Here is a 21068-nt window from a genome sequence, read left to right as displayed (position 1 = left end):
TTATTTATTCATCCGGCTGGTTCATTTGCATCTCCAGCCACTGCTGACGGCTGATGAGCACGGCGCGGGGCTTGGCGCCCTCGTAGGGGCCGATGACGCCCTTCTGCTCCATCTCGTCCATGATGCGGGCGGCGCGGGCATAGCCCAGCTTGCAGCGGCGCTGCAGAAGGCTGGTGGAAGCCTGTCCGGCATCGATGACCACCTCCACGGCCTGTTTGAACATCGGGTCGCTGTCCGAGTCCTCGTCGGAGTCCGCACCGCTGCTGCCCTTCTTGCCGTCCTGAATGGCGTGCTTTTCCATGGCCTCGATCATGGCCTCGTCGTACTGCACCGTGGCACTGGACTTGATGAAGTCCAGCACGCGGCTGATTTCCTCATCCCGCACGAAGGTACCCTGAATGCGGGTGGGCTTGGGGGCACCCACGGGCATGAACAGCATATCGCCCTGGCCCAGCAGCTTTTCAGCACCGGCCCCATCCAGAATGGTGCGGCTGTCCACCTGACTGGACACCGCGAACGCGATGCGGCTGGGGATGTTGGCCTTGATCAGGCCGGTGATGACATCCACGCTGGGGCGCTGGGTGGCCACGATCAGGTGCATACCGGCGGCACGGGCCTTCTGGGCGATGCGGCAGATGGAATCTTCCACATCCTTGCCCACCACCATCATCAGATCGGCCAGCTCGTCGATGACAATGGCGATGTAGGGCATTTTTTCAAGGTCCAGCCGCTCGGCCGCCAGCTTGTTGAAGGACTTGATGTCGCGGACGTTGTTCTCCGCAAACATGCGGTAGCGGCGCTCCATCTCCTGCACGGCGCTGCCCAGCGCACCGGCGGCCTTTTTCGGCTCGGTGACCACCGGCATCAGCAGGTGCGGGATGCCGTTATACTCGGCCAGCTCCACCACCTTGGGGTCGATGAGCAGCAGCTTGACGTCCTCCGGGCTGGAGCGGAACACCAGACTCATGATGATGCTGTTGACGCAGACGGACTTACCGCTGCCGGTGCTGCCCGCGATCAGCAGATGCGGCATCTTGCACAGGTCGGCCACTTGTGCCACACCGGCGATGTCCTTGCCGAGGGCGATGCCCAGCGGCGAGGACATGCGCAGAAAGCTCTGGCTCTCGAACACGCTGCGGATGTACACGGCCTGCCGCTTGTGGTTGGGCACCTCGATGCCCACGGCGGGCTTGCCGGGGATGGGCGCTTCCATACGCACATCGGCCACGGCAAGGTTCAGGGCAATATCATCGGCCAGCGAGGTGATGCGGCTGATCTTCACGCCCGCCATGGGCTGCACCTCGTATCGGGTAACGGCCGGGCCGCGCGAGATATCCAGCACACGGGTGCGCACGCCGAAGCTCTCCAGCGTGTCCACCAGCTTCTGGGCGTTGGCTTTCAGCTCATCTTGCGCGGTGGGGTCGCTTTCGTCCGGCGAGCGCTCAAACAGCTCGATGGGCGGGTACTGATACTGGAAGGTGTCCACCGGTTCGGCGTCTTCCACCGGGGTCTGCGCTGCCGCCTGCTCCGAGGCCGCGGGCTTTTCCATGGCGGCAGCGACCAGGGAGCTGATATCTTTTTCCTCCACCGGTTCGGCCGTGATGCTGATCCAGCCGTCGGCGTCGGGCGCACTGCGCATGGCCACGGCGTTTTCAGCGCTGACATGCCCCTGTGCCGCCGGGACGGCAGGCTGGATGGCAGCCGTTTCCGGCATCTCCACGGCATCCGGTGCAGACGGCTCTGCCGGAGCTTCCGGCTGGATCGTCGGCACCACCGGCGTCATGACCGGGGTATCAAAACTCTCTGCCGCAGGGTGGACCGGTTCTGCAGGCTTTGCAAAGAAGTCGGCCGCATCCGTCTCCACGGCGTCCGGCACGATGGGCTGCGGCGCGGGCTTCCGGGCCGGGCGCAGCGGGTCCTGTCCAAAGGTGCCGCCGGGCCCGACGATGAGCGGCTCAATGGGTTCACTGCCGCCTTCCTTCACCTCGGTGTGGTCGGGGCCAAGGTCCACGTCAAAGGCCGCACGGGGCCGGGGCGCACTCACCTTTACCGGCGTGATGACCGGGGTTTCCGGTTCCGGCTGCGCAACAGGCTGGGCCGGGGCGGGCTGCGGGGCTGCGCCCTCATCCTCGGCTTCCATCTCCTCGGTCACCTTGTGGCCCCAGCTGCGGATGCCGCTGAGCCAGTCCGGCAGGCCCAGACGGAAGCCGGCATCCTCCGGCTCGTCCTCAGCCTCCTCATCTTCAGAGCCCTCGTCGGGCTCGTCTTCGGCCTCTGCGGCGCGGGCGGCAGCGCGCTCGGCACGGCGCTCGGCGCTCTGCTGTGCAAGGGCTGCGCCCCGGGCGCGGGCACCGCCGAACACGGCACACAGCCACTGCCAGACCTCGGCCGGGGTCCGGTCAAAAATGTACAGGCTGACGCACAGCGCCAGCACCAGCATGATGAGGTTCGCGGCGGGGCGGCCGCAGAGCAGCAGCAGGCTGCCGCCCAGCACAGCGCCCAGTGCGCCGCCGCCCAGCCAGGCGCTCACGCCGTTTTCGTAGCAGGCCGCCGCCATCTGGAAGGCCGAAAGGCCCTGCGGCTGGATGCCGGAAAACACGATGACCGTGCCGCTGGCAAAGATGAGCCCCAGCACCAGCTTGAAAATTTTGGGCAGCAGGTCTTCGCCCCGGGTGTACTGCACGGCCAGGCAGCACACCGCTGCGCCCAGCACAAAACTGCCGCAGCCAAACAGGCCGAACAGCACGTCGTGCAGCGCCCGCCAGACCGAGTCGCCCTGCACAAAGGCCAGCACGACCAGCAGCAGGCCCGCGAACAGGGTGCCCAGCCCGGCCGGGAGCCGCTGCTGTGCCTGCTTTTTCCGCGATGCTGCGCGCCGCGCGGTGGATTTTCGTTTTTTTGTTGCCATTCTTCTCGCTTCCCCACATTTGTGAAAGACATAATATCAGATTATATTATTGTACCACGCAGAAGGGAAAATGGCAAACCTATTGTTGTGTTATTTCCTCTCGATCTCCCCATACAGCCACTGCAGCGCCTCCGACAGCCCGCCCAGCTCGTCGATGAGCTTTTCCTTCACGGCGCGGCGGCCGTCCAGCACGGTTCCCATGTCCATCACCAGCTCACCGGTGTGGAGCATCAGCTCGGTGTAGCGCTTCTCGCTCATGCCGCTGTGGGCCGCCACGAAGCCGGTGATGCGCTGTTGCATCTGCTCAAAGCTGCGCATAGTCTGCGGGACTCCCAAAATCACCCCGGAATGACGCACCGGGTGCACCGTCATGGTGGCCGTGGGCACGATGAAGCTGCGGCGCGCGCTCACCGCCAGCGGGATGCCGATGGAGTGCCCGCCGCCCAGCACCAGCGTTGCGCTGGGCTTGGATACGCTGGCGATCAGCTCAGCCAGTGCAAGGCCCGCTTCCACATCGCCGCCCACCGTGTTCAGCAGCACCAGAAGCCCCTCGATGCGGGGGTCCTCCTGCACGGCCACCAGCTGCGGGATGACGTGCTCGTACTTCGTGGTCTTCTGGCCCTGGGGTGCCTCGCTGTGGCCCTCCACCTGGCCGATGACGGTCAGGCAGTGGATGACATGGGCCCCCTGCGTGAGGGAGACGGTGCCAAAATCCTCAATATCCTCTTTTTGCTGCCGGTGCTCGTCCGGCTGTGCCTTGTCTGCCATAGGCTTCCTCCTTGTGCGGATCGTTTTCTGCCAGCTTTCCCCGCGCAGGGGCCGGCTATGCATCCCCAAGAAAGAATAAAGATTCAGGTTTTTTCAGAAATTTTTTCTGATAAATATTTGACATTGAACAACAGTGCGGTATACTTTATATGATTGATTGTAAATGATAAGACGATTCCGTAGGTTCCCCACGCCTGCGTTCTGAACAGCAGACCAGAAGCAGTGCCGCATTTTCGGGGTTGAAAGGAGAAAGTATCACCCATGACCACACCCGCAAAAGCTTCCCTTCCCGTAATCAAGCGTCTTCCCAAATATTACCGCTATCTGCGCTCTCTGCAGGCAGAAGGCATCACCAGCATTTCCTCCCGGGAGCTGGCCGCCCAGATGGGCACCACGGCCTCCCAGGTGCGGCAGGACTTCAACTGCATCGGCGACGTGAACGGCCGCCAGGGCATCGGCTACTCGGTGGAGAATCTTCTGTCCATCCTGGAAACGCTGCTGTTCGGCAACGGCGACCTGCTGCCCACCATCCTGATCGGCTGCGGCCGTCTGGGCAAGGCCGTGAGCCGCTTTATCACCACCGACACCAACGGCTACCGGCTCATCGCCGCCTTTGATGTGGCCCAGAGCGAAGTGGGCAAGGAGATCAGCGGCATCCAGATCCGCCACATCGACGAGCTGGAGGCCTTCTGTGCCGAGCACCAGCCCAAAGTCGCCGTGCTGTGCGTGCCCCGCGACGGGGCCGAGCAGGTCAGCGGCCGCCTGGTGGATCTGGGCATCGAAGGCTTCTGGAACTTCTCCCACTACGACCTGTCGGTGCCCTACCCCGACGTGGTGGTGGAGAACGTCCACCTGGGCGACAGCCTGATGAGCCTGGGCTACCGCCTGCGCAATCAGGACTGAGCCATACCCATTATAGTAATAACAGAAAAGACTGCTGCACAAAGAGCAGCAGTCTTTTCTTCTGTAAGGAGAAGATCGAACATGGCAAAACTGTATTTCCGCTATGGCGCAATGAACAGCGGCAAAAGCACCGCCCTGATGCAGGTGGCCCACAACTACGAGGAGCAGGGCATGCGGGTGCTGATCCTGAAGCCGCAGGTGGACACCAAGGGCGGCGACGAACTGGTCAGCCGCCTGGGCGTGCGCCGCAAGGCCGACCTGCTCATCCCGCCCCAGCTGAACGTGTTCGACGCTGTGCAAAAGGCCGCCGCGGGCGAAAAGCCGCTGGCCTGCGTGCTGTGCGACGAGAGCCAGTTCTTCACCCCGGAGCAGGCCGAACAGCTGTTCATGGTGACGGTGGACCTGAACATCCCGGTGATCTGCTACGGCCTGCGGGCGGATTTCTCGCTCAAGGGCTTCCCCGGCTCCACCCGCCTGCTGGAGCTGGCCCACACCATCGAGGAGATGAAGACCATCTGCACCTGCGGGCGCAAAGCCATCTGCAACTGCCGCAAGGTGAACGGCCGGTTCGTCTTTGAGGGTGAGCAGGTGGCCATCGACCTGGAGAACGACGTGCAGTATGTCAGCATGTGCCCGCAGTGCTACTTCAAGGCAAAGCGCGCCTTCTACGCCGCAAAAACCGGGAATGCGTCAGAAAACGCGTAATCTCACGTTCTTTTTCGTCTCGTTCTTGTATACAAGGCTGCTGCATTGAAAGATGCGGCGGCCTTTTTTGCACTTTTTTCGGCAGCAGATGCGGGGAAAGTGCGCGTGCAAGCATGTCCCGCTTCAGATTGATATATCAGAGAGTGCATTTTTTGCACTATTGATATATCAGTTGCTTTTTGAACAAAAAAATGAAGATTCTCTTTGTTGTTCTTTTACAATGTATCCAACCAGGCAGAACTCCGCGCGGAAATGTTTACAAATTTATTGCAAAATCGCTGTTCCGCCTGCGCAGAGGGCGGTTTTTCTATGCAAAACGTCGAAGTATACAAGTTGCACAGTTTTTCAGCGGAAGTTTATTCATTTCAGCAAAGGCGTCAATTCCCGTTCAAAAACAAGAGCAATATTTGTTCGTTTTTGTCCTGCAAATCTGCAATTTGCATCTTTCTTTTTGCGCGGGCTTTTGCTATCACAATTGTATACAACGGAGTGTGTGCAGAACCCCCGTTCACAGATGATGTTTTTACATTTTAGGAGGAGAACAAAAATGAGCATGGCAATTTCTCGTCGTAACTTCCTGCTGGCTACCGGCGCTGTGGGCGCTGCCGGCCTGCTGTCCGCTTGCGGCGGCAACACCGCAGCTTCTTCCACCGCTTCTTCCGTGGCTTCTGCTCCCGCTGCTTCCGCAGATGACAGCCTGGCCCTGACCGATGGCCCTGTTTCCATGACCATCAGCTGGTGGGGCGGTGACAGCCGTCACGCTGCTTACCAGAACGCCATCAAGGAGTTCGAGTCTGAGCACGACAACATCACCATCGAGCCCACCTTCGCCGCATGGTCCGGCTGGGAGGAGAAGATGGCTGCTGCCTTCATCGCAGGCAACGCACAGGATGTCTGCCAGGTCAACTGGAACTGGCTGTACAACTACTCTGCCGACGGCAGCAAGTTCGTGGACCTGAACACCACCACCAACTTCTTGGATCTGACCCAGTTCGACCAGGCTGCTCTGGATGCCTGCACCGTCGCAAACGCTCAGCAGTGCGTGCCTGTTTCCATGACCGGCCGTATCTTCTTCTGGAACATGACCACCTTCAACAAGGCTGGCATCACCGAAGTTCCCAAGACTCTGGACGACCTGAAGGCCGCCGGCAAGGCTTTCCAGGAGAAGCTGGGCAATGACTACTATCCCATGCACCTGGGCGCATACGACCGTATGATCCTGATGGTCTTCTACCTCGAGTCCAAGTACGGCAAGGACTGGGCTGATCCCATCACCTCCACCCTGAACTACAGCGAGGATGAGATCGTTGAGGGCCTGAACTTCATCAAGAGCCTGGTCGATGACCACGTCATGATGAACCTGAAGGATTACTACTCTGCAAACTCCGATACCGCTACCCACCAGTCCAACGAGTGGATCACCGGTAAGATCGCTGGCATCTTCGAGTGGGATTCCGCTGCTTCCAAGTACGCTTCCGCTCTGGACGACGACAACAAGGACGGCTTCACCGTCGGCGAGGAGATCAAGTTCGGCGATTTCAACGGCGGCTTCTCCAAGGTCTCCATGGGCCTGGCCATCACCAAGACCAGCCAGTACGTTGCTGAGTCCGCAACCCTGATCAACTTCCTGCTGAACGAGGAGAAGGGTGCTTCCATCATGGGTTCCGAGTGCGGCATCCCCGCTTCCAAGGCTGGTCTGGCTGCTGCTCAGGCTGCAGGCGCTGTGAAGGACCTGGTCGCTGATGCAAACAGCAAGGTCATGGCCTTCACCACCAACAAGCTGGATCCCCTGTTCGAGAACAACGACCTGAAGGCTTCCGGCACCGGCATCTATCAGGAAGTGTTCGACAGCATCGACTACGGCGATGAGACCCCCGAAAGCGCTGTCAGCGCCCTGCTGGAAGGCATGGAGGATGTTGGCTACACCATCGGCTAAGTCCCCGCTTCGTGTGCCGCTGTGTGCGGTAAAAGATCGTACATAAAAGGCACCCTTTGACCGATACAAGGGGCACCTGCCGCCCAACCGGCAGATGCCCCTTTTTTGTCAGAGATATATTACAAATTTTTGACAAAGCTGTATCCGGTTTGTGTCTGTCTCATACTCCGAAATTCCTTAAAAAGGAGGATTTCCCAGATGAAAGAAAGCAAGGCGCCTGCTGTTGGGCGTACCCCGTTCCAGAAATGGCTGGATAAATACCAGGGTCTGTTTTATCTGATCCCCTGGATCATCGGCTTCGTCGTCTTCAAGGCAGTTCCGTTCGGCCAGTCGCTGTACTACAGCTTCACCGATATGAACTTCTTCGCCAAGGATGTACATTTTGTCGGTCTGGCCAACTACATCACCGCATTCACCACCACCAAGATCACCAAGGCCCTGATCATCACCTTCAAGTACGCCTTCATCACCGTGCCCCTGAAGCTGATCTTCGCGCTGTTCATCGCATACATCCTGAACTTCAAGATCGCATGCGTGAACCTGTTCCGCACCGTTTACTACATCCCCTCCATCCTGGGCGGCTCTGTGGCTATCGCCGTGCTGTGGAAGGCTGTCTTCAGCAAGGACGGCCTGCTGAACACCGTGCTGCGCTTTGTCAGCTTTGGCCTGTTCAAGGGTCCGGAGTGGCTGTCCGACCCCAGCTACGCACTGTGGATCATCTGCTTCCTGCGCATCTGGCAGTTCGGTTCCGCCATGGTGCTGTTCCTGGCCGCTCTGAAGGGCGTGCCTGCAGACCTGTACGAAGCCGCTACCATCGACGGTGCCGGCAAGTGGCGTCAGTTCTTCTCCATCACCGTTCCGATGATCACCCCCATCATCTTCTACAACCTGGTCACCCAGATCTGCCAGGCTTTCCAGGAGTTCAATGGCCCCTACATCATCACCAACGGCGGCCCTCGTGGTTCCACCACGCTGATCTCTCTGCTGGTTTACAACTACGCATTCAAGTCTTATGACATGGGTATGGCATCCGCCCTGGCATGGATCATGTTCATCATCGTCTGCATCCTGACGATCATCGCATTTACCAGCCAGAAGAAGTGGGTCTACTACTCGGATGAAAGGTAAGGTGACCAGTATGGGAATGAAAGCATCGAATAAAATCGCAACCTTCTTCAAGTATTTCGTCCTGATCCTGGTCGGCCTGATTATGATCTATCCCCTGCTGTGGATGATCAGCGCCACCTTCAAGGACAACAGCGAGATCTTTGCAGGCATCGGCCTGTGGATCAAGAACCCCACTCTGGACGGCTACCGCGGTGCGCTGAACAACTTCGGCGGCTCCATCAACATCCTGCAGGCCATGCTCAACACCTACAGCTACGTTCTGCCCAAGGTGATCTGCACGGTGGTGTCCGCCTGCATCGCAGCTTACGGCTTTGGCCGTTTCGACTTCCCCGGCCGCAAGCTGCTGTTCAACATCATGCTGGCCACCCTGTTCCTGCCCCAGGTCGTTCTGAACGTGCCGCAGTACCTGCTGTACAACCGGTTCGGCTGGCTGGACAGCCCCTTCTATCTGGCCATCTGGGTCCACTGCGCTTTTGCGACTGAGACCTACTTCGTCTACCAGCTGATCCAGTTCATGCGCAATGTGCCCCGTGATCTGGACGAGGCTGCCGCCATCGACGGCTGCTCCTCCTTCCAGACGCTGTACAAGGTCATCGTGCCCATGCTGGGCCCCGCTCTGGTGTCCTGCGCACTGTTCCAGTTCATGTGGAGCTGCAACGACTTCATGGGCCCGCTGCTTTACGTCAGCACCCCCGGCAAGTACCCGATGTCCCTGTTCGTGAAGCTGTCCATGGACGGTGATACCGGTTTTGCCTGGAACAAGATCCTTGCGCTGTCTCTGATTTCCATCCTGCCGCAGCTGATCGTCTTCTTCTGCGCACAGGACCAGTTCGTGGAAGGCATCTCTGCCGGTGCTGTCAAGGGCTAAGCCCCTGCCCTGTACGGCGTAAGATCCCCTGAAACTGACGAAACACCCCCTGTGCCGTATCCCGTTGGCGCAGGGGGTGTTTTGTTATGATGTATTTCACTGCGTGAAACATGATGCAGCCCTGCGGGCCATGATGTCTGCCTGCGGCAGATGATGTGTGCCTTGCGGCACATTGCCGCAAAGCGGCTCATCATTGCGAAGCACATCATGTTCTCAAAGAGAACACATCATGTTCCGCCCACGGCGGAATACATCATTTCTTCTTATGTCCTTTCCGGTACTGCAGCGGGCCGGTGCCCATCACCTCGCGGAACACGCGGCGGAAGTGGGCTGCGCTGGCAAAGCCGGTCTGCTCGGCCACCGCGCTGATGGAAAGCTCGGTGTTCTCCAGCAGCTTCTGCGCGGCCTCGATGCGGCGGTTGTTGATGTAGTCCACAATGGACTGGCCCGTCACCCGCCGGAACAGGCGGCTGAGGTAATAGGGCGAGATATAGAACCGGGCCGCCACCTCGGTGAGGGAAAACTTCTGCTGGTAGTTGGCAGAAAGGTAGGCGCAGATCTGCTCCACCGTCTCGTTGCGGGGCCGGGCTGCGGCGCTGCTCTCGGCGATGCACTCCTGCTCCACATAGTGCAGGATCAGCAGCAGGTACAGCGGGCCGGGGTCATCCTGCTCCGTACCGGCGCTGCGCATCATTTCCAGCAGGGTGCGCAGGCGGCTGAACCACTGCACCGGGCCGTACAGCACGGTGCGCTGGCCGGACGCAAACCGCCGGGTGTAGTCCCGCCCGGCCGCACTGCGCAGCTCGTGCAGCACCTCCAGCGGGAAATGGCAGCCCACCAGTTCGGCCGCCGCACTGCCCTGGGGCAGTAGCCTGCCGCCGCCCGGGCCAAGCAGCACCGCGCTGCCGGGGTTCACCAGCATCGTCTCGCCGCCGTATTCCAGCTGAACGCTGCCCTCATACACCAGCAGCAGATAGCAGTTTTCCTCCCCGGGTTCCAGCGTGTAGGGTTCCCCGGCCAGCCGCAGAGCAGCCGCCGCAACCTTCCCGGTGATTTTTTCACGTTCTGTTTTCATAGTTCCTCGCGAAAGCCTTTTCTTTCATCATACCATGCTCAGCCCATTTGGGCAAGACAAAACCATCAGGAGGTTCTCTCATGAATCTGTCGCTCATTCGTTCCATGACGCGCAGCGCCGTTTTCGAGCTGGAAAACGGCCTGTGCTACCGCCCGGCCCACCCGTTCACCGTCACGCTGAACGGCGAGACCGTCTACGACGCCTGCGAGACCAATGTGTTCTCCCTGTTCAGTCTGCTGCCCGGCACCGAGTATACCGTCGGTGTGCAGGCTGAAGGCGAAAGCCTTTCCTGCACCTTCACCACCGAAGCCGAGACCTTCTTCGTGGATGCCTCCCGCTACGGTCTGGTGGCCGACGGCACCACCGACAACACCGGCAAGCTGCAGGCAGCTCTTTCCACCTGCCCCAAGGGCGGCACGGTGTATGTGCCCGCAGGCCGCTACCGCACCTGCAGCCTGTTCCTCAAGAGCAACACCACCCTGTACCTTGAGAAGGGTGCCGTACTGCTGGGCGATAACGACCGCACCCACTACCCTATCCTGCCCGGGGTCATCCCCAGCGAGAATGAGGTGGATGAATACTACCTCACCGGCTGGGAAGGCAACCCGCTGAGCAGCTTTGCGGGCCTTTTGAACATCACGCAGGTGCACGACGTGGTGGTCACCGGTGAGGGCACCCTGGACTGCGACGCCGAGAACGGCGACTGGTGGGTAAACCCCAAGATCAAGCGCATTGCATGGCGTCCCCGCGCCGTGGCCATGGTGGACAGCGAGAACGTCTGCCTGCACGGCATCACGGTGCAGAACAGCTACTCCTGGACCATCCACCCCATCTTCGTCAAGCGCCTCGACCTGCTCAACTTCAACATCAATAATCCCTACAACGCACCCAACACCGACGGCATTGACCCCGAGAGCTGTGAGTACACCCGCATCATCGGCGTGAACATCCACGTGGGCGACGACTGCATTGCCATGAAGGCCAGCAAGGTGTTCCTGGGCATGAAGCTGAAAAAGAGCTGCGAGCACACCGTCATCCGCAACTGCCTGCTGGACAAGGGCCACGGCGGCATCGTCATCGGCAGCGAGATGAGCGGCGGCGTGAAGGACATGGTGGTCACCCAGTGCCTGATGGACCACACCGACCGCGGTCTGCGTGTCAAGACCCGCCGCGGCCGCGGCAACACCGCCGTCATCGACGGGCTAGTGTTCCGCAACGTGGAGATGCGGGGCGTCAAGGCACCGTTTGTCATCAATATGTTCTACTTCTGTGACCCGGACGGCCACGGCCCCTATGTGCAGTGCCGCGACGCCATGCCGGTGGACGAGTACACCCCGAAGCTGGGCAGCCTGACCATGGAGAACATCGTGGCTACCGACGCCCAGTTCGCGGGCTGCTACTTTGACGGCCTGCCGGAGCAGCCCATCGAGCGCGTGACCATGAAGAATGTCACCATCACCTTTGACCCCAACGCCGAGGCCGGTCAGGCCGCCATGGCGGACAACCGCCCCCATGTGAAGAAGCTGGCCATTTACGCCGAGAATGTGAAGGAGATCGACCTGCACAACGTCAAAATTGAGGGCTACGAGGGCGAACGGCTGCGCTTTGCCAACGTCGGACATTTTGAGGAGGACTAAGACCATGACCCATGAAGAAATTCTCGCCATGCTGGGCGACTATGTGGACTACCTGATCGCCAATTCCAGCGCCGAAGCACCCATGTGGAACATCGAGAAGGTGCGCAGCGGCAAGCCCAACAAGTGGAACTACATCGACGGCTGCATGATCACCGCCTGCCTGAGCCTGTACAAGACCACCGGCGACGAGAAGTATCTGAACTTCTCCAAGAGCTTCATCGACTGGTTCGTGCAGGAGGACGGCTCCATCAAGACCTACGACCCCAAGGAGTACAACCTCGACAACGTGAACCAGGGCAAGAACCTGTTCACCCTGTACGACATCTTTGGGGATGAGAAGTACCGCAAGGCCATCGACACCATCCGCAGCCAGCTGGCCACCCAGCCCCGCACCAAGGAGGGCAACTTCTGGCACAAGGACATCTACCCCTGGCAGGTGTGGCTGGACGGCACCTACATGGCCCAGCCCTTCTACATGGAGTACGAGACCCGCTTCAACAAGATGCAGGGCTGCATCGACAGCTACAAGCAGTTCATGAACATTAAAAAGCACATGCGGGACGCAAAGACCGGCCTGTACTACCACGGCTACGATGAGAGCCGCCAGATGTACTGGGCCGACCCCGTCACCGGATGCAGCCCCAACTTCTGGCTGCGTGCCATGGGCTGGTTCATGGTGGCCATGGTGGACGTGCTGGAGCGCATGGACGAGCAGCTGTACAACGAGTACCGCGGCATCATGGCCATGCTGAAACAGACCATCGAGGACGTGCACAAGTTCCAGGACGAGGAGACCGGCATGTTCTGGCAGGTGATGGACCACCCCGGCGTGGAGGGCAACTACCTCGAGACCAGCGGCACGGCGCTGTTCGCCTACGCAGTGCTCAAAGGCGTGCGTCTTGGCTACCTGCCCAAACGCATGGCCGCATGGGCCGAGAAGGCCTTCTACGGCACCTGCGACAAGTACCTCTCCAAGAACCCGGACGGCAGCCTGCAGCTGGACGGCATCTGCCTTGTGGCGGGCCTCGGCGGCAAGGACCACCGTGACGGCTCTCTGGCCTACTATTTCAGCGAGCCGGTAGTCTGCAACGACGCCAAGGGCGTGGGCCCGCTGGTGCTGGCTTATACTGAGATGATTGCAAAATAAAGCGAAAACACCCTGCAGATCTTGTCACGCAGGTCTGTAACCCTCTGAAACCAGCGGCCGGTATGTCCTTACGGATGTACCGGCCGCTTTTGTTTTTTCCTTCGACGTTTTGTTTTCTTTTTGTTTACAAACTGTACCTTGACATAGAAATGTCCTTTCTGTAATCTGAAAGGGTACTTAATTTTTTGTCATAGCAGCCGTGGGAAAGGAGCAACACACCGATGGATCATCTGCAGAACGTAATGGGTTATTTTGACCAGCAGCAGCCTTTGTGCGCCGAGCATGACCGCATCCCCAAGGACCTCTACCGCGAGTTCGGGGTGAAGGCGGGCCTGCGCGATGAAAACGGCAAGGGCGTGCTGGCGGGCCTGACCAATATCTCCGATATCCGCGCCTTCCAATATGTGGACGGCGTCAAGAAGCCCGCCGACGGCCAGCTGCTTTACCGCGGCTACGACGTCAAGGACCTGATCCGCGGCTCGGCAGGCAGCCGCTTCGCCTTTGAGGAAGCGGGCTACCTGCTGCTGTTCGGCGAGCTGCCCACCCAGGAAAAGCTGGACGAGTTCTGCCGCGTGCTGGGCGAGTGCCGCACCATGCCCACCAACTTCACCCGCGACGTCATCATGAAGGCGCCCAGCCACGACATCATGAACTCCATGGCCCGCAGCGTGCTGACCCTGGCCTCCTACGACCCGCTGGCCGCAGACCTTTCCACCCCCAACGTGCTGCGCCAGAGCATCCAGCTGGCAGGCATCTTCCCCATGCTGGCGGTGTACGGCTACCACGCCTACAACCACTACGAAAAGGATGGCAGCATGTACATCCACCGTCCGGACCCGGAGCTTTCCACGGCCGAGAATTTCCTGCGGATGCTGCGCCCGGACATGAAGTACACCGCACTGGAAGCCCGCGTGCTGGACGTGGCGCTGCTGCTGCACGCAGAGCACGGCGGCGGCAACAACTCCACCTTCACCACCCGCGTGGTCACCTCCTCCGGCACCGACACCTACTCGGCGCTGGCCGCAGCACTGTGCTCCCTGAAGGGCCCCCGCCACGGCGGCGCGAACCTGATGGTGATGCAGATGATGCAGAACATCCGCGAGAACCTCCACGACCAGGAGGACGACGAGGAGCTGGAAGCCTACCTGAAAAAGCTGCTGCACGGCGAAGCCTTTGACCGCAAGGGCCTCATCTACGGCATGGGCCACGCGGTCTACTCCCTGAGCGACCCCCGCGAGGTGGTGTTCAAGGGCTATGTGGAGCAGCTGGCCCACGAGAAGGGCCGCGACAAGGACCTTGCCCTTTACAACAAGATCGAGCGCATGGCCCCGCAGCTGATCGCGGAGGAGCGCAAAATTTTCAAGGGCGTCAGCCCCAACGTAGACTTCTACAGCGGCTTTGTCTACGACATGCTGGGCATCCCCATGGAGCTGTACACCCCGCTGTTCGCCGTGGCCCGCGTGATGGGCTGGAGCGCCCACCGCATCGAGGAGCTGCTCAGCGCCAACAAGATCATCCGCCCCGCCTACAAGAGCCTGGGCGGCACCCACGAATACGTCCGCCGCACCGAGCGGTAAAAAGGAGGCAGCACCATGCGCACAGAATGGACCCACGCACCGGAAGAATGGTTTTTCCTGCACAATTTTGACGTTGACAAGGTGTTCAGCACCATCCAGCGGGCAGATTACCTCGTGCTGTACTACATCCGGCAGCAGGCCGCGCAGCACCCGGGCAGCAAAGTTTATCTGGCCGACCTGGCCGCAGCCATGGGCCTGAAGGTGACCGAGCTTTCCAAGGCTGTGGAAAAGCTGCAGGACAAGGGCTTCGTTGCCTGGAAGACCGACAAGGAAGCCGGCCGCACCTATGTGGAGCTTTCCAGCAAGGCCGTGGAGCTCATGGCCGAGGAGCACGATTTCATGAAGCGCTGCTACGAACGCCTGCGCACGGAGCTGGGCGACGACGAGCTGCGCCGCACTGTGGACACCATGCAGAAGGTGACCGCCATCCTCAAAGAGGAGCGCAGCGCCGACTGAGCCGCCCCACAAAAAACGACCCCCGCATCTGCGCTGCTGCAGGTGCGGGGGTCTTGCTTATGCTTCAGGGGTCATGCGCGGGGGATGGGGCTCACTCCTTCGGGAACGCCTGGTTCCAAACCTGGATGACGCGCCACTTCGGGGTCCAGCCGTCCGGCTCGAACTTGCCGTCCTCGGCGGTCAGCAGGCCCTGCTCCACGCACCACTGGGCCGCCTTGGCCAGCTCGGTGTCGGACACATCGGTGAAGTCGGGCTCTGCAGCGGGTTCGGGCTTGCCCTTCTGGGTCCAGATGAGCATTGCCAGTTCACCGCGGTTGGTCGGGATGGCTGCGCCCTCGGGCAGCAGGTCGTTCAGGATGACACGGGTGGTGATCTCGTAGCCGCCCCAGATGGCTGCACCGGCTGCGGCCACACCGATCACGGCACCGGAGCCGTCCGCTGCGGGAGCCTCGGGCTCAACGGGGAAGCCGGGGTCAAGAGGCTCCGCGGGGGTAACGGTGGTCGTGTCTTTCCAATGAGCGATCAGCTTCACTTCGCATTCCGGGACCTCAAAGGTGATGGTCTCGCTGTTGAGGCCGCTGGTCACATTGAGGTTTTCCGGGGTAACGATCTCCCAGTAGTCGAAGGTCATGCCGGGGAAGGTGCCGATATCGTCCTCATCGGTGCTGTTGTCCAGCACAGCGGTGATGCTCACGGTGTCGCCCACTTTCTCCCACACAATATCCTCGTGCAGGCCAACGCCTTCATCAAAGATGGCGGGGTCGTTGGAGTAGGTGATCTGTGCCTCATAGTGGGCGGTGAGCTCCACCGGTGCCTTCGCCATCTCAAAGGTAGCTTTCTCGCCGCCTTCCACGGTCACATTGTCGGAGTTGACCTCCCAGTAAGCGAACCGCAGGCCGTCCTTGGAACGGTCTTCCGCCACGATGACGATGGTCTCGCCTGCCTTGGCGGTCTCGACGGGGGTGCCGTCCATATAGTAGGCCGCGCCGCCGTTCACGGTGATGCCCTGCAGATGCTTGTACTTCGCGTCCACCACCACGGCCTCGTCCGGCATGGTGAAGGTAGCCTCGGGGTCGTTCTTGCCGACCAGAGTGCCGTTATCCGGGGTGATCACCCAGCGGTTGAACTCGTGGTCTTCACGGTCCTTTTTTGCCTTGATGGTGATCACATCGCCCTGCACGGCACGGGTGATCTCCTCACCCTTTTCGTTGTAGGCAGTGCCCTTGTCGTCGGTCATGGTGATGGTGTGGTACTCATAGTACACAGCCTTCACGCTCACGTTGCCGCTGGGCATGTTGAAGTGGGCTTCGGATGCAGTCGCATTGTCCAGATGTGCATTATCGCTGACTTCCCAGCGGATGAACTTCCAGCCTTCGCGTTCGGGCGCAACGATCGTCACGTCCTCGCCGGACTTCACTTCCACCTTGCCAGACTCGCCGTTTGCCGTGGTGTCGGCATCTGCCAGTTCGACGAAGTAGAGCTGCTTGGACTTTGCCTCAATGGTGATGTCGAAATCACGCATCTTGAAGGTCAGCTCCGGGGTCTTGCGCTGTTCTTCGTTCAGGTTGATGTCTTCACTGTACCAGCAGTCGAACTCCTGGTCATCGGGCAGATTCGGGGTGAGGGTGATCTTCTCGCCTGCAACGGCCTTGATGGTAGTCTCGCCGTTTTGTGCGGTGCCGTTGATGACGGTGACCGTGTGCAGGGTCTTGTACATAGCCGTCAGAGTCACATTGCCCTTGGGCACCTTGAGGGTGAAGCTCTCAGCGCCCTTCTGCTCCTCGGTCAATGCCCAGCCATCGGGGCCCTCGGCCTCCCAGTGGTCAAAGACCTGCTCCTCCGGGTCGTACACGGCCTTGATTTCCACGTTCTGTTCGCGCAGGGCGTCAGTAATCGTAGTTTTGTCGTTCACGGTACCGCCGTTCACCGTAATGGTGCGGTACCTTCTGTAGTTTGCGGTAATGGTCACATCAGTGTCTTTGGGCATCGTGAAGGACTGGCGCTCTGCCTTGGTCAGGTTGAGCTGCTTTGCAACGTCCTCGTTGTCCACAGTCCAGCCGATGAACTCCCAGCCATCGCGGCCTGCAGCCTCAAGATAGAACGAATCGCCTGCAGCAACTTCCGTCTTCTCGCTGGGATGCAGCTCGTTACCTTCGTCATTGACCGTAACGTAATAGCGCTGGCTGGTCGTAGCATTCAGCGTAACATTGTGGCCCGGCATGAGGAGCTTAAATTCCGCGTTATTCTCGTTGCCTTGCAGTTCATTCAGCAGGGTATCGGGACTGGTCCAACCTTCAAACTTCCGGTCCGCAGGGACATTGGCCTTGATCGGGACCCATTCGCCCTCAATGAAAGCACCCACGATCTCGTCGTCCACAGTGACGGTGTACAGCTCGTTATACTTTGCCGTCAGCGTAATATCGCCCTCGGGAACGGTGACGGTGATTTTCTTATCCGTCAGCTTTTTGGTACCGTCGGGGCCGGTCACTTCCCAGTAGGCGAACCGCTTGCCATCCACCTCCTCGGCGGTGACGGTGATGCTGTCGCCGTGCAGAGCCTTATCGTTCACTGTGGTGGGGCTGTTGCCATTGTTGATGGTAACGGTGCGGTACTCCATCTGGACGGCTTCCAGCGTCACATTGCCCGAAGGCATCTGGAACTGGACGGTGGACTGGCTGGTGTCAAGGGTGAAGTTCTCCGGGCCGGTGAGCTTCCACTCAATGAACTTCCAGTCGTCACCCTTGTTTTCGGCCTTGATGGTGACCCAGTCGCCAGCCTTCACGCGGGCAGTGGTGCTCTGGCCGTTGACCGTGCCGCCAGTCACCGTGATGGTGAACAGGGTCTTGGGCACTGCGATGAGCGTGACGTTCTTGTCCACCATCTTGAAGGTGAGGGTCGGGCTCTGCCTCTTATCGGTGGTCAGGCGGATGTCATTGCTTTCCCAGCTGTCGAACTCGCCCGCCGGGATGCCGTATTTTTCGGCGTTGACGGTGACCGTGTCACCCTCAATGTAGGTATCCGGCAGCACGGTACTTGTACCATCTGCACCGATCACGGTAACGGTGTGCAGGGTCTTGTATTCGGCCTTCAGGGTCACATTGCCTTCCGGCATAAAGAAGGTGATGTGCTTACTCTGCTGCTGGGCGGGCGTCAGGGTGATGCCATCGGCCTTCCAGCCCATGAACTTCTTACCATCAGGCACATCGGCGTCCACGGTGATTTCTTTGCCTGTGAGGGCAGAGGTCACATCGGCATGGCCGCCATCCACCGTGATGGTGTACAGCTTATTGTAGCGCGCCTTCAGCTCCACATTCTCGTTCGGCATGGTGAAGGTGGCTTCCTCGTTGTTCACACCGGTGATGGTCACATTATCGGGGACGACTTCCCACCGCACGAACTGATAGCCCGGGCGCTCGGCTGCCTTGATGTTGATCTTGTCGCCTTCCACAGCCTGCTTGTCGTCGGTGCCATTGACGGTGTAGGTGCCATTGTTCACCACGATGTTGCGCAGGGTCTTGTACTGTGCCGTGAGCTCCACGCCGTTCTTCGGCATCTCGAACTCAATGGGCGAGACGGCTTTCTGCTCGTCGGTCAGGCCATCGACACCCACGACATTCCAGCCAACAAACTTCTCACCCTCAGGTGCGGGGTTTGCGGTGGCAACGATCTTGTCGCCCTTGACGGCTTCGGTGGTCGTTTCGCCGTTCACGGTATAGGTACCGTCGTTCACGGTGATGGACTGCAGCGCCTTATACTTTGCTTCCACCTGAACTTCGCCTGCCGGCATATTGAAGGTAGTGGTTTTGCTGTTCTTATTGTCCAGGGTTACGGTTACGTTATCGCCCAGCACATCCCAGCGTTCGAACTTGCGGCCCGGGATGAATTCGGCAATGATGGTGACCAGGGTGCCTTCCTTTGCAAAGGAAGGCGTTGCGGTGCCCTTCTTAACAGTCACATCATAGAGCTGATTGTAGCTGTTCTCCAGCTTCACGTCGCCATCCGGCATGGTGAAGGTGGCCGTGAGCTTATCTGCATCGGTCAGCGTCACGCTGTCGGGGCTGATGGTCCAGCCTGCAAACTCAAAGTGGTCGCCCTTGTCCGGTGCCGTCACGGTGACGGTCTGGCCTGCGTGGGCGGTGGGGAGGTCTGCGCCGTCCACCTTGAAAGTGCAGCCTTCCGGCACAGTGATGCTGTGCAGTTCGCTGGGCACGATGTGGAGGTAGCTTGCATTTGCGGTGATGGGCGTAATGCGCGGGTCGGTCAGTGCACCGCCCTCAGCGGTGTAGTAGACATAATTGCCGGAATAGCTGATGCTGCCTGCGGCACCCTTGGTTGCATCCTTATTCTGGATGGTCACTTCATCGGTATTGTTGAAAACAGCCGCACCGTTAACGGTACCGCCATTGTTGTTCTTGCCGATCAGCTCTACGCTGGAAGCATTATTCACAGTCAGATTGCCGTCTACTGCAATATTTTCACAGGTAATGCTCAGCTTACCGGCGCAGGTGATATTTACATCTCCGACAACCGCTCTAGCCTCAGTGCTGGTAAGGGTCACATCCGCTGCGGCTTCAATGACCAGCTTACCTTGGAGCACCGAGTATTCGCCACCATTCAAATCAACGGTTGTATTCGGAGCGTAGATGGTCAAAGTTCCCACATAGGAATCGGCATCCGTATAGCTTTTGTTCAGGCTCAGGGTGTTGGTGTTCTTGTCATAGCTCAGAGCACCATCGCCGAGGATATTAGCATAGTTGACACTGTTGACGGCCTTGCCGTTCACCACCGGGCCATACTTTTCAATGTTGGTCTTGGTGGTGTCCTTATTTTCATTGGCATCCAGATAGGTCAGGCTGCCTCCGAAGGTGGAAGGAATGGGGATTTCACCATCAACACCACCAATGGTTGCTACGCCATGATTGCTCTGTACGGTGACATCTCCACCAACAAGGTTGATGTTGGTGCCTTTTCCTCCATGCGGGTTAGCATGTCCACCGCCAATCGCAGCAGCACCTCCACCTGCTTTTGCAGTTACTGTGCCACCATTGATGGTGATGTTCTCTGCACTTGCATGAATACCGCCGCCAATGCCTGCGGCTTCACTGCCGCCGATTGCTGTTACGTCGCCGCCGTTAATGGTAATGTTATTGCCATCGCCCTCATTGCCGCCGCCAATGCCTGCACCCCAGCCATAGCCAGTCGTGCTCTGTGCAATGATCTTGCCGCCATTGATGGTGATATTGTTGCCAGACTTATGGAACGCTCCACCAATACCCGCACCACTCTGACCACCAGTTGCTTCCAGCGAACCAGAGCCATCAATAGTCAGCTGTCCGTCATCCTCTTTCTGGATACCAGCGCAGTTTTCACCACTCTGCAAGACGCTGCTGCCCTCAATATACAGGTCCACATTTTTGCTTACAGAGACAGCCGCACCACTCGAAACAGTGATATGCAGATCATTTAGGTATACTTTTGCAGCCGTGCCGCTGCTGCCCTTGATAACCAGCTTGCTTGTGGTACTCGTACCTGTAACAACAAATACGCCCGTGTAGGTCTGGTCTCCCTGCTTGGCAGTCTGTACACTCTCGGCATTGACCGACACTTCAATATCGCCGTCTGCAATATCCAGCGTCACGGCATCTTCCGGGATACTGTTTTCCTCATTCAGCCGTGCAATGCTGCTGCGGCTGTTGATGCTCATCTGCATCAGCGCATTGGTGCTTTCGGCCAATGCCGGGGCCGACAACGTGAACATCATGCACGCTGCCAAAGCAGCGGATGCTGCGCGCTGGGCCAATTTCTTTTGTCTCATTTGTATTCCCCCTTTACGTTCACTGCGAGGACCGGGCTGTAGGGCCCCCGGTATTGCCTAAATTTTAGCATAATTTTCCTCGATTTTGGGGAAAATTGCGCGAAACGCCCCGAAAGCGGCGTGAATCGCAAAATCACGCCGAAAA

13 protein-coding genes are annotated in these 21068 nt (G+C 59.3%); 9 read left to right on the top strand and 4 right to left on the bottom strand.

The window, feature by feature from the left end:
- Positions 1 to 4: 4 nt before the first annotated feature.
- The gene (locus tag CGS49_RS06020; protein ID WP_097800973.1) at positions 5 to 2908 is read right to left on the bottom strand and encodes a DNA translocase FtsK; all 2904 of its coding nucleotides are present in this window, start codon (positions 2906 to 2908) and stop codon (positions 5 to 7) included.
- A gap of 90 nt (positions 2909 to 2998) precedes the next feature.
- Positions 2999 to 3676 (bottom strand): ClpP family protease, encoded by a 678-nt coding sequence (locus CGS49_RS06015; RefSeq protein WP_097800972.1) that lies wholly within the window; start codon positions 3674 to 3676, stop codon positions 2999 to 3001.
- Positions 3677 to 3937: 261 nt separating this feature from the next.
- Between CGS49_RS06015 and CGS49_RS06010 the strand changes: the two genes are divergently transcribed.
- The 5 genes from CGS49_RS06010 (at position 3938) to CGS49_RS05990 (ending at position 9216) form a co-directional block, all read left to right on the top strand.
- Positions 3938 to 4579 carry a redox-sensing transcriptional repressor Rex gene (locus CGS49_RS06010; RefSeq protein ID WP_097800971.1) on the top strand — a complete coding sequence of 214 codons (642 nt, stop codon included), beginning with the start codon at positions 3938 to 3940 and terminating at the stop codon, positions 4577 to 4579.
- 81 nt (positions 4580 to 4660) lie between these two features.
- Positions 4661 to 5284, top strand: coding sequence for a thymidine kinase (locus CGS49_RS06005; RefSeq protein WP_097800970.1), 624 nt, complete (start codon positions 4661 to 4663; stop codon positions 5282 to 5284).
- A 547-nt stretch (positions 5285 to 5831) separates the two neighbouring features.
- Positions 5832 to 7220, top strand: coding sequence for an ABC transporter substrate-binding protein (locus tag CGS49_RS06000; protein ID WP_097800969.1), 1389 nt, complete (start codon positions 5832 to 5834; stop codon positions 7218 to 7220).
- 198 nt (positions 7221 to 7418) lie between these two features.
- Positions 7419 to 8348 (top strand): carbohydrate ABC transporter permease, encoded by a 930-nt coding sequence (locus tag CGS49_RS05995; RefSeq protein WP_097800968.1) that lies wholly within the window; start codon positions 7419 to 7421, stop codon positions 8346 to 8348.
- Positions 8349 to 8364: 16 nt separating this feature from the next.
- Positions 8365 to 9216, top strand: a complete 852-nt coding sequence (locus CGS49_RS05990; protein WP_430407821.1) for a carbohydrate ABC transporter permease — start codon at positions 8365 to 8367, stop codon at positions 9214 to 9216.
- 253 nt (positions 9217 to 9469) lie between these two features.
- Here CGS49_RS05990 and CGS49_RS05985 read toward each other — a convergent pair whose 3' ends face one another.
- A complete protein-coding gene (locus tag CGS49_RS05985) occupies positions 9470 to 10291 on the bottom strand; it encodes a helix-turn-helix domain-containing protein (protein ID WP_097800966.1) in 822 nt (273 codons plus the stop codon).
- An 80-nt stretch (positions 10292 to 10371) separates the two neighbouring features.
- Here CGS49_RS05985 and CGS49_RS05980 point away from each other — a divergent pair, with 80 nt between their 5' ends.
- The 4 genes from CGS49_RS05980 (at position 10372) to CGS49_RS05965 (ending at position 15108) form a co-directional block, all read left to right on the top strand.
- Positions 10372 to 11928, top strand: coding sequence for a glycoside hydrolase family 28 protein (locus CGS49_RS05980; RefSeq protein ID WP_097800965.1), 1557 nt, complete (start codon positions 10372 to 10374; stop codon positions 11926 to 11928).
- A 4-nt stretch (positions 11929 to 11932) separates the two neighbouring features.
- Positions 11933 to 13075 carry a glycoside hydrolase family 88/105 protein gene (locus CGS49_RS05975; RefSeq protein ID WP_097800964.1) on the top strand — a complete coding sequence of 381 codons (1143 nt, stop codon included), beginning with the start codon at positions 11933 to 11935 and terminating at the stop codon, positions 13073 to 13075.
- Between the two features lie 221 nt (positions 13076 to 13296).
- The gene (locus tag CGS49_RS05970) at positions 13297 to 14652 is read left to right on the top strand and encodes a citrate/2-methylcitrate synthase (protein WP_097800963.1); all 1356 of its coding nucleotides are present in this window, start codon (positions 13297 to 13299) and stop codon (positions 14650 to 14652) included.
- Positions 14653 to 14667: 15 nt separating this feature from the next.
- Positions 14668 to 15108, top strand: coding sequence for a MarR family winged helix-turn-helix transcriptional regulator (locus tag CGS49_RS05965; protein WP_097800962.1), 441 nt, complete (start codon positions 14668 to 14670; stop codon positions 15106 to 15108).
- 91 nt (positions 15109 to 15199) lie between these two features.
- On the opposite strand, the gene CGS49_RS05960 is transcribed toward CGS49_RS05965, so the two are convergent.
- Complete coding sequence (locus CGS49_RS05960; RefSeq protein ID WP_097800961.1) at positions 15200 to 20923, bottom strand: InlB B-repeat-containing protein; 5724 nt, start codon at positions 20921 to 20923, stop codon at positions 15200 to 15202.
- Positions 20924 to 21068: the final 145 nt, after the last annotated feature.

Source organism: Faecalibacterium langellae, from assembly GCF_002549775.1.
Classification (GTDB): domain Bacteria; phylum Bacillota; class Clostridia; order Oscillospirales; family Ruminococcaceae; genus Faecalibacterium; species Faecalibacterium langellae.
Note: the sequence above shows the minus strand (reverse complement) of the source record. Positions and strands in the feature narration are given on the sequence as shown.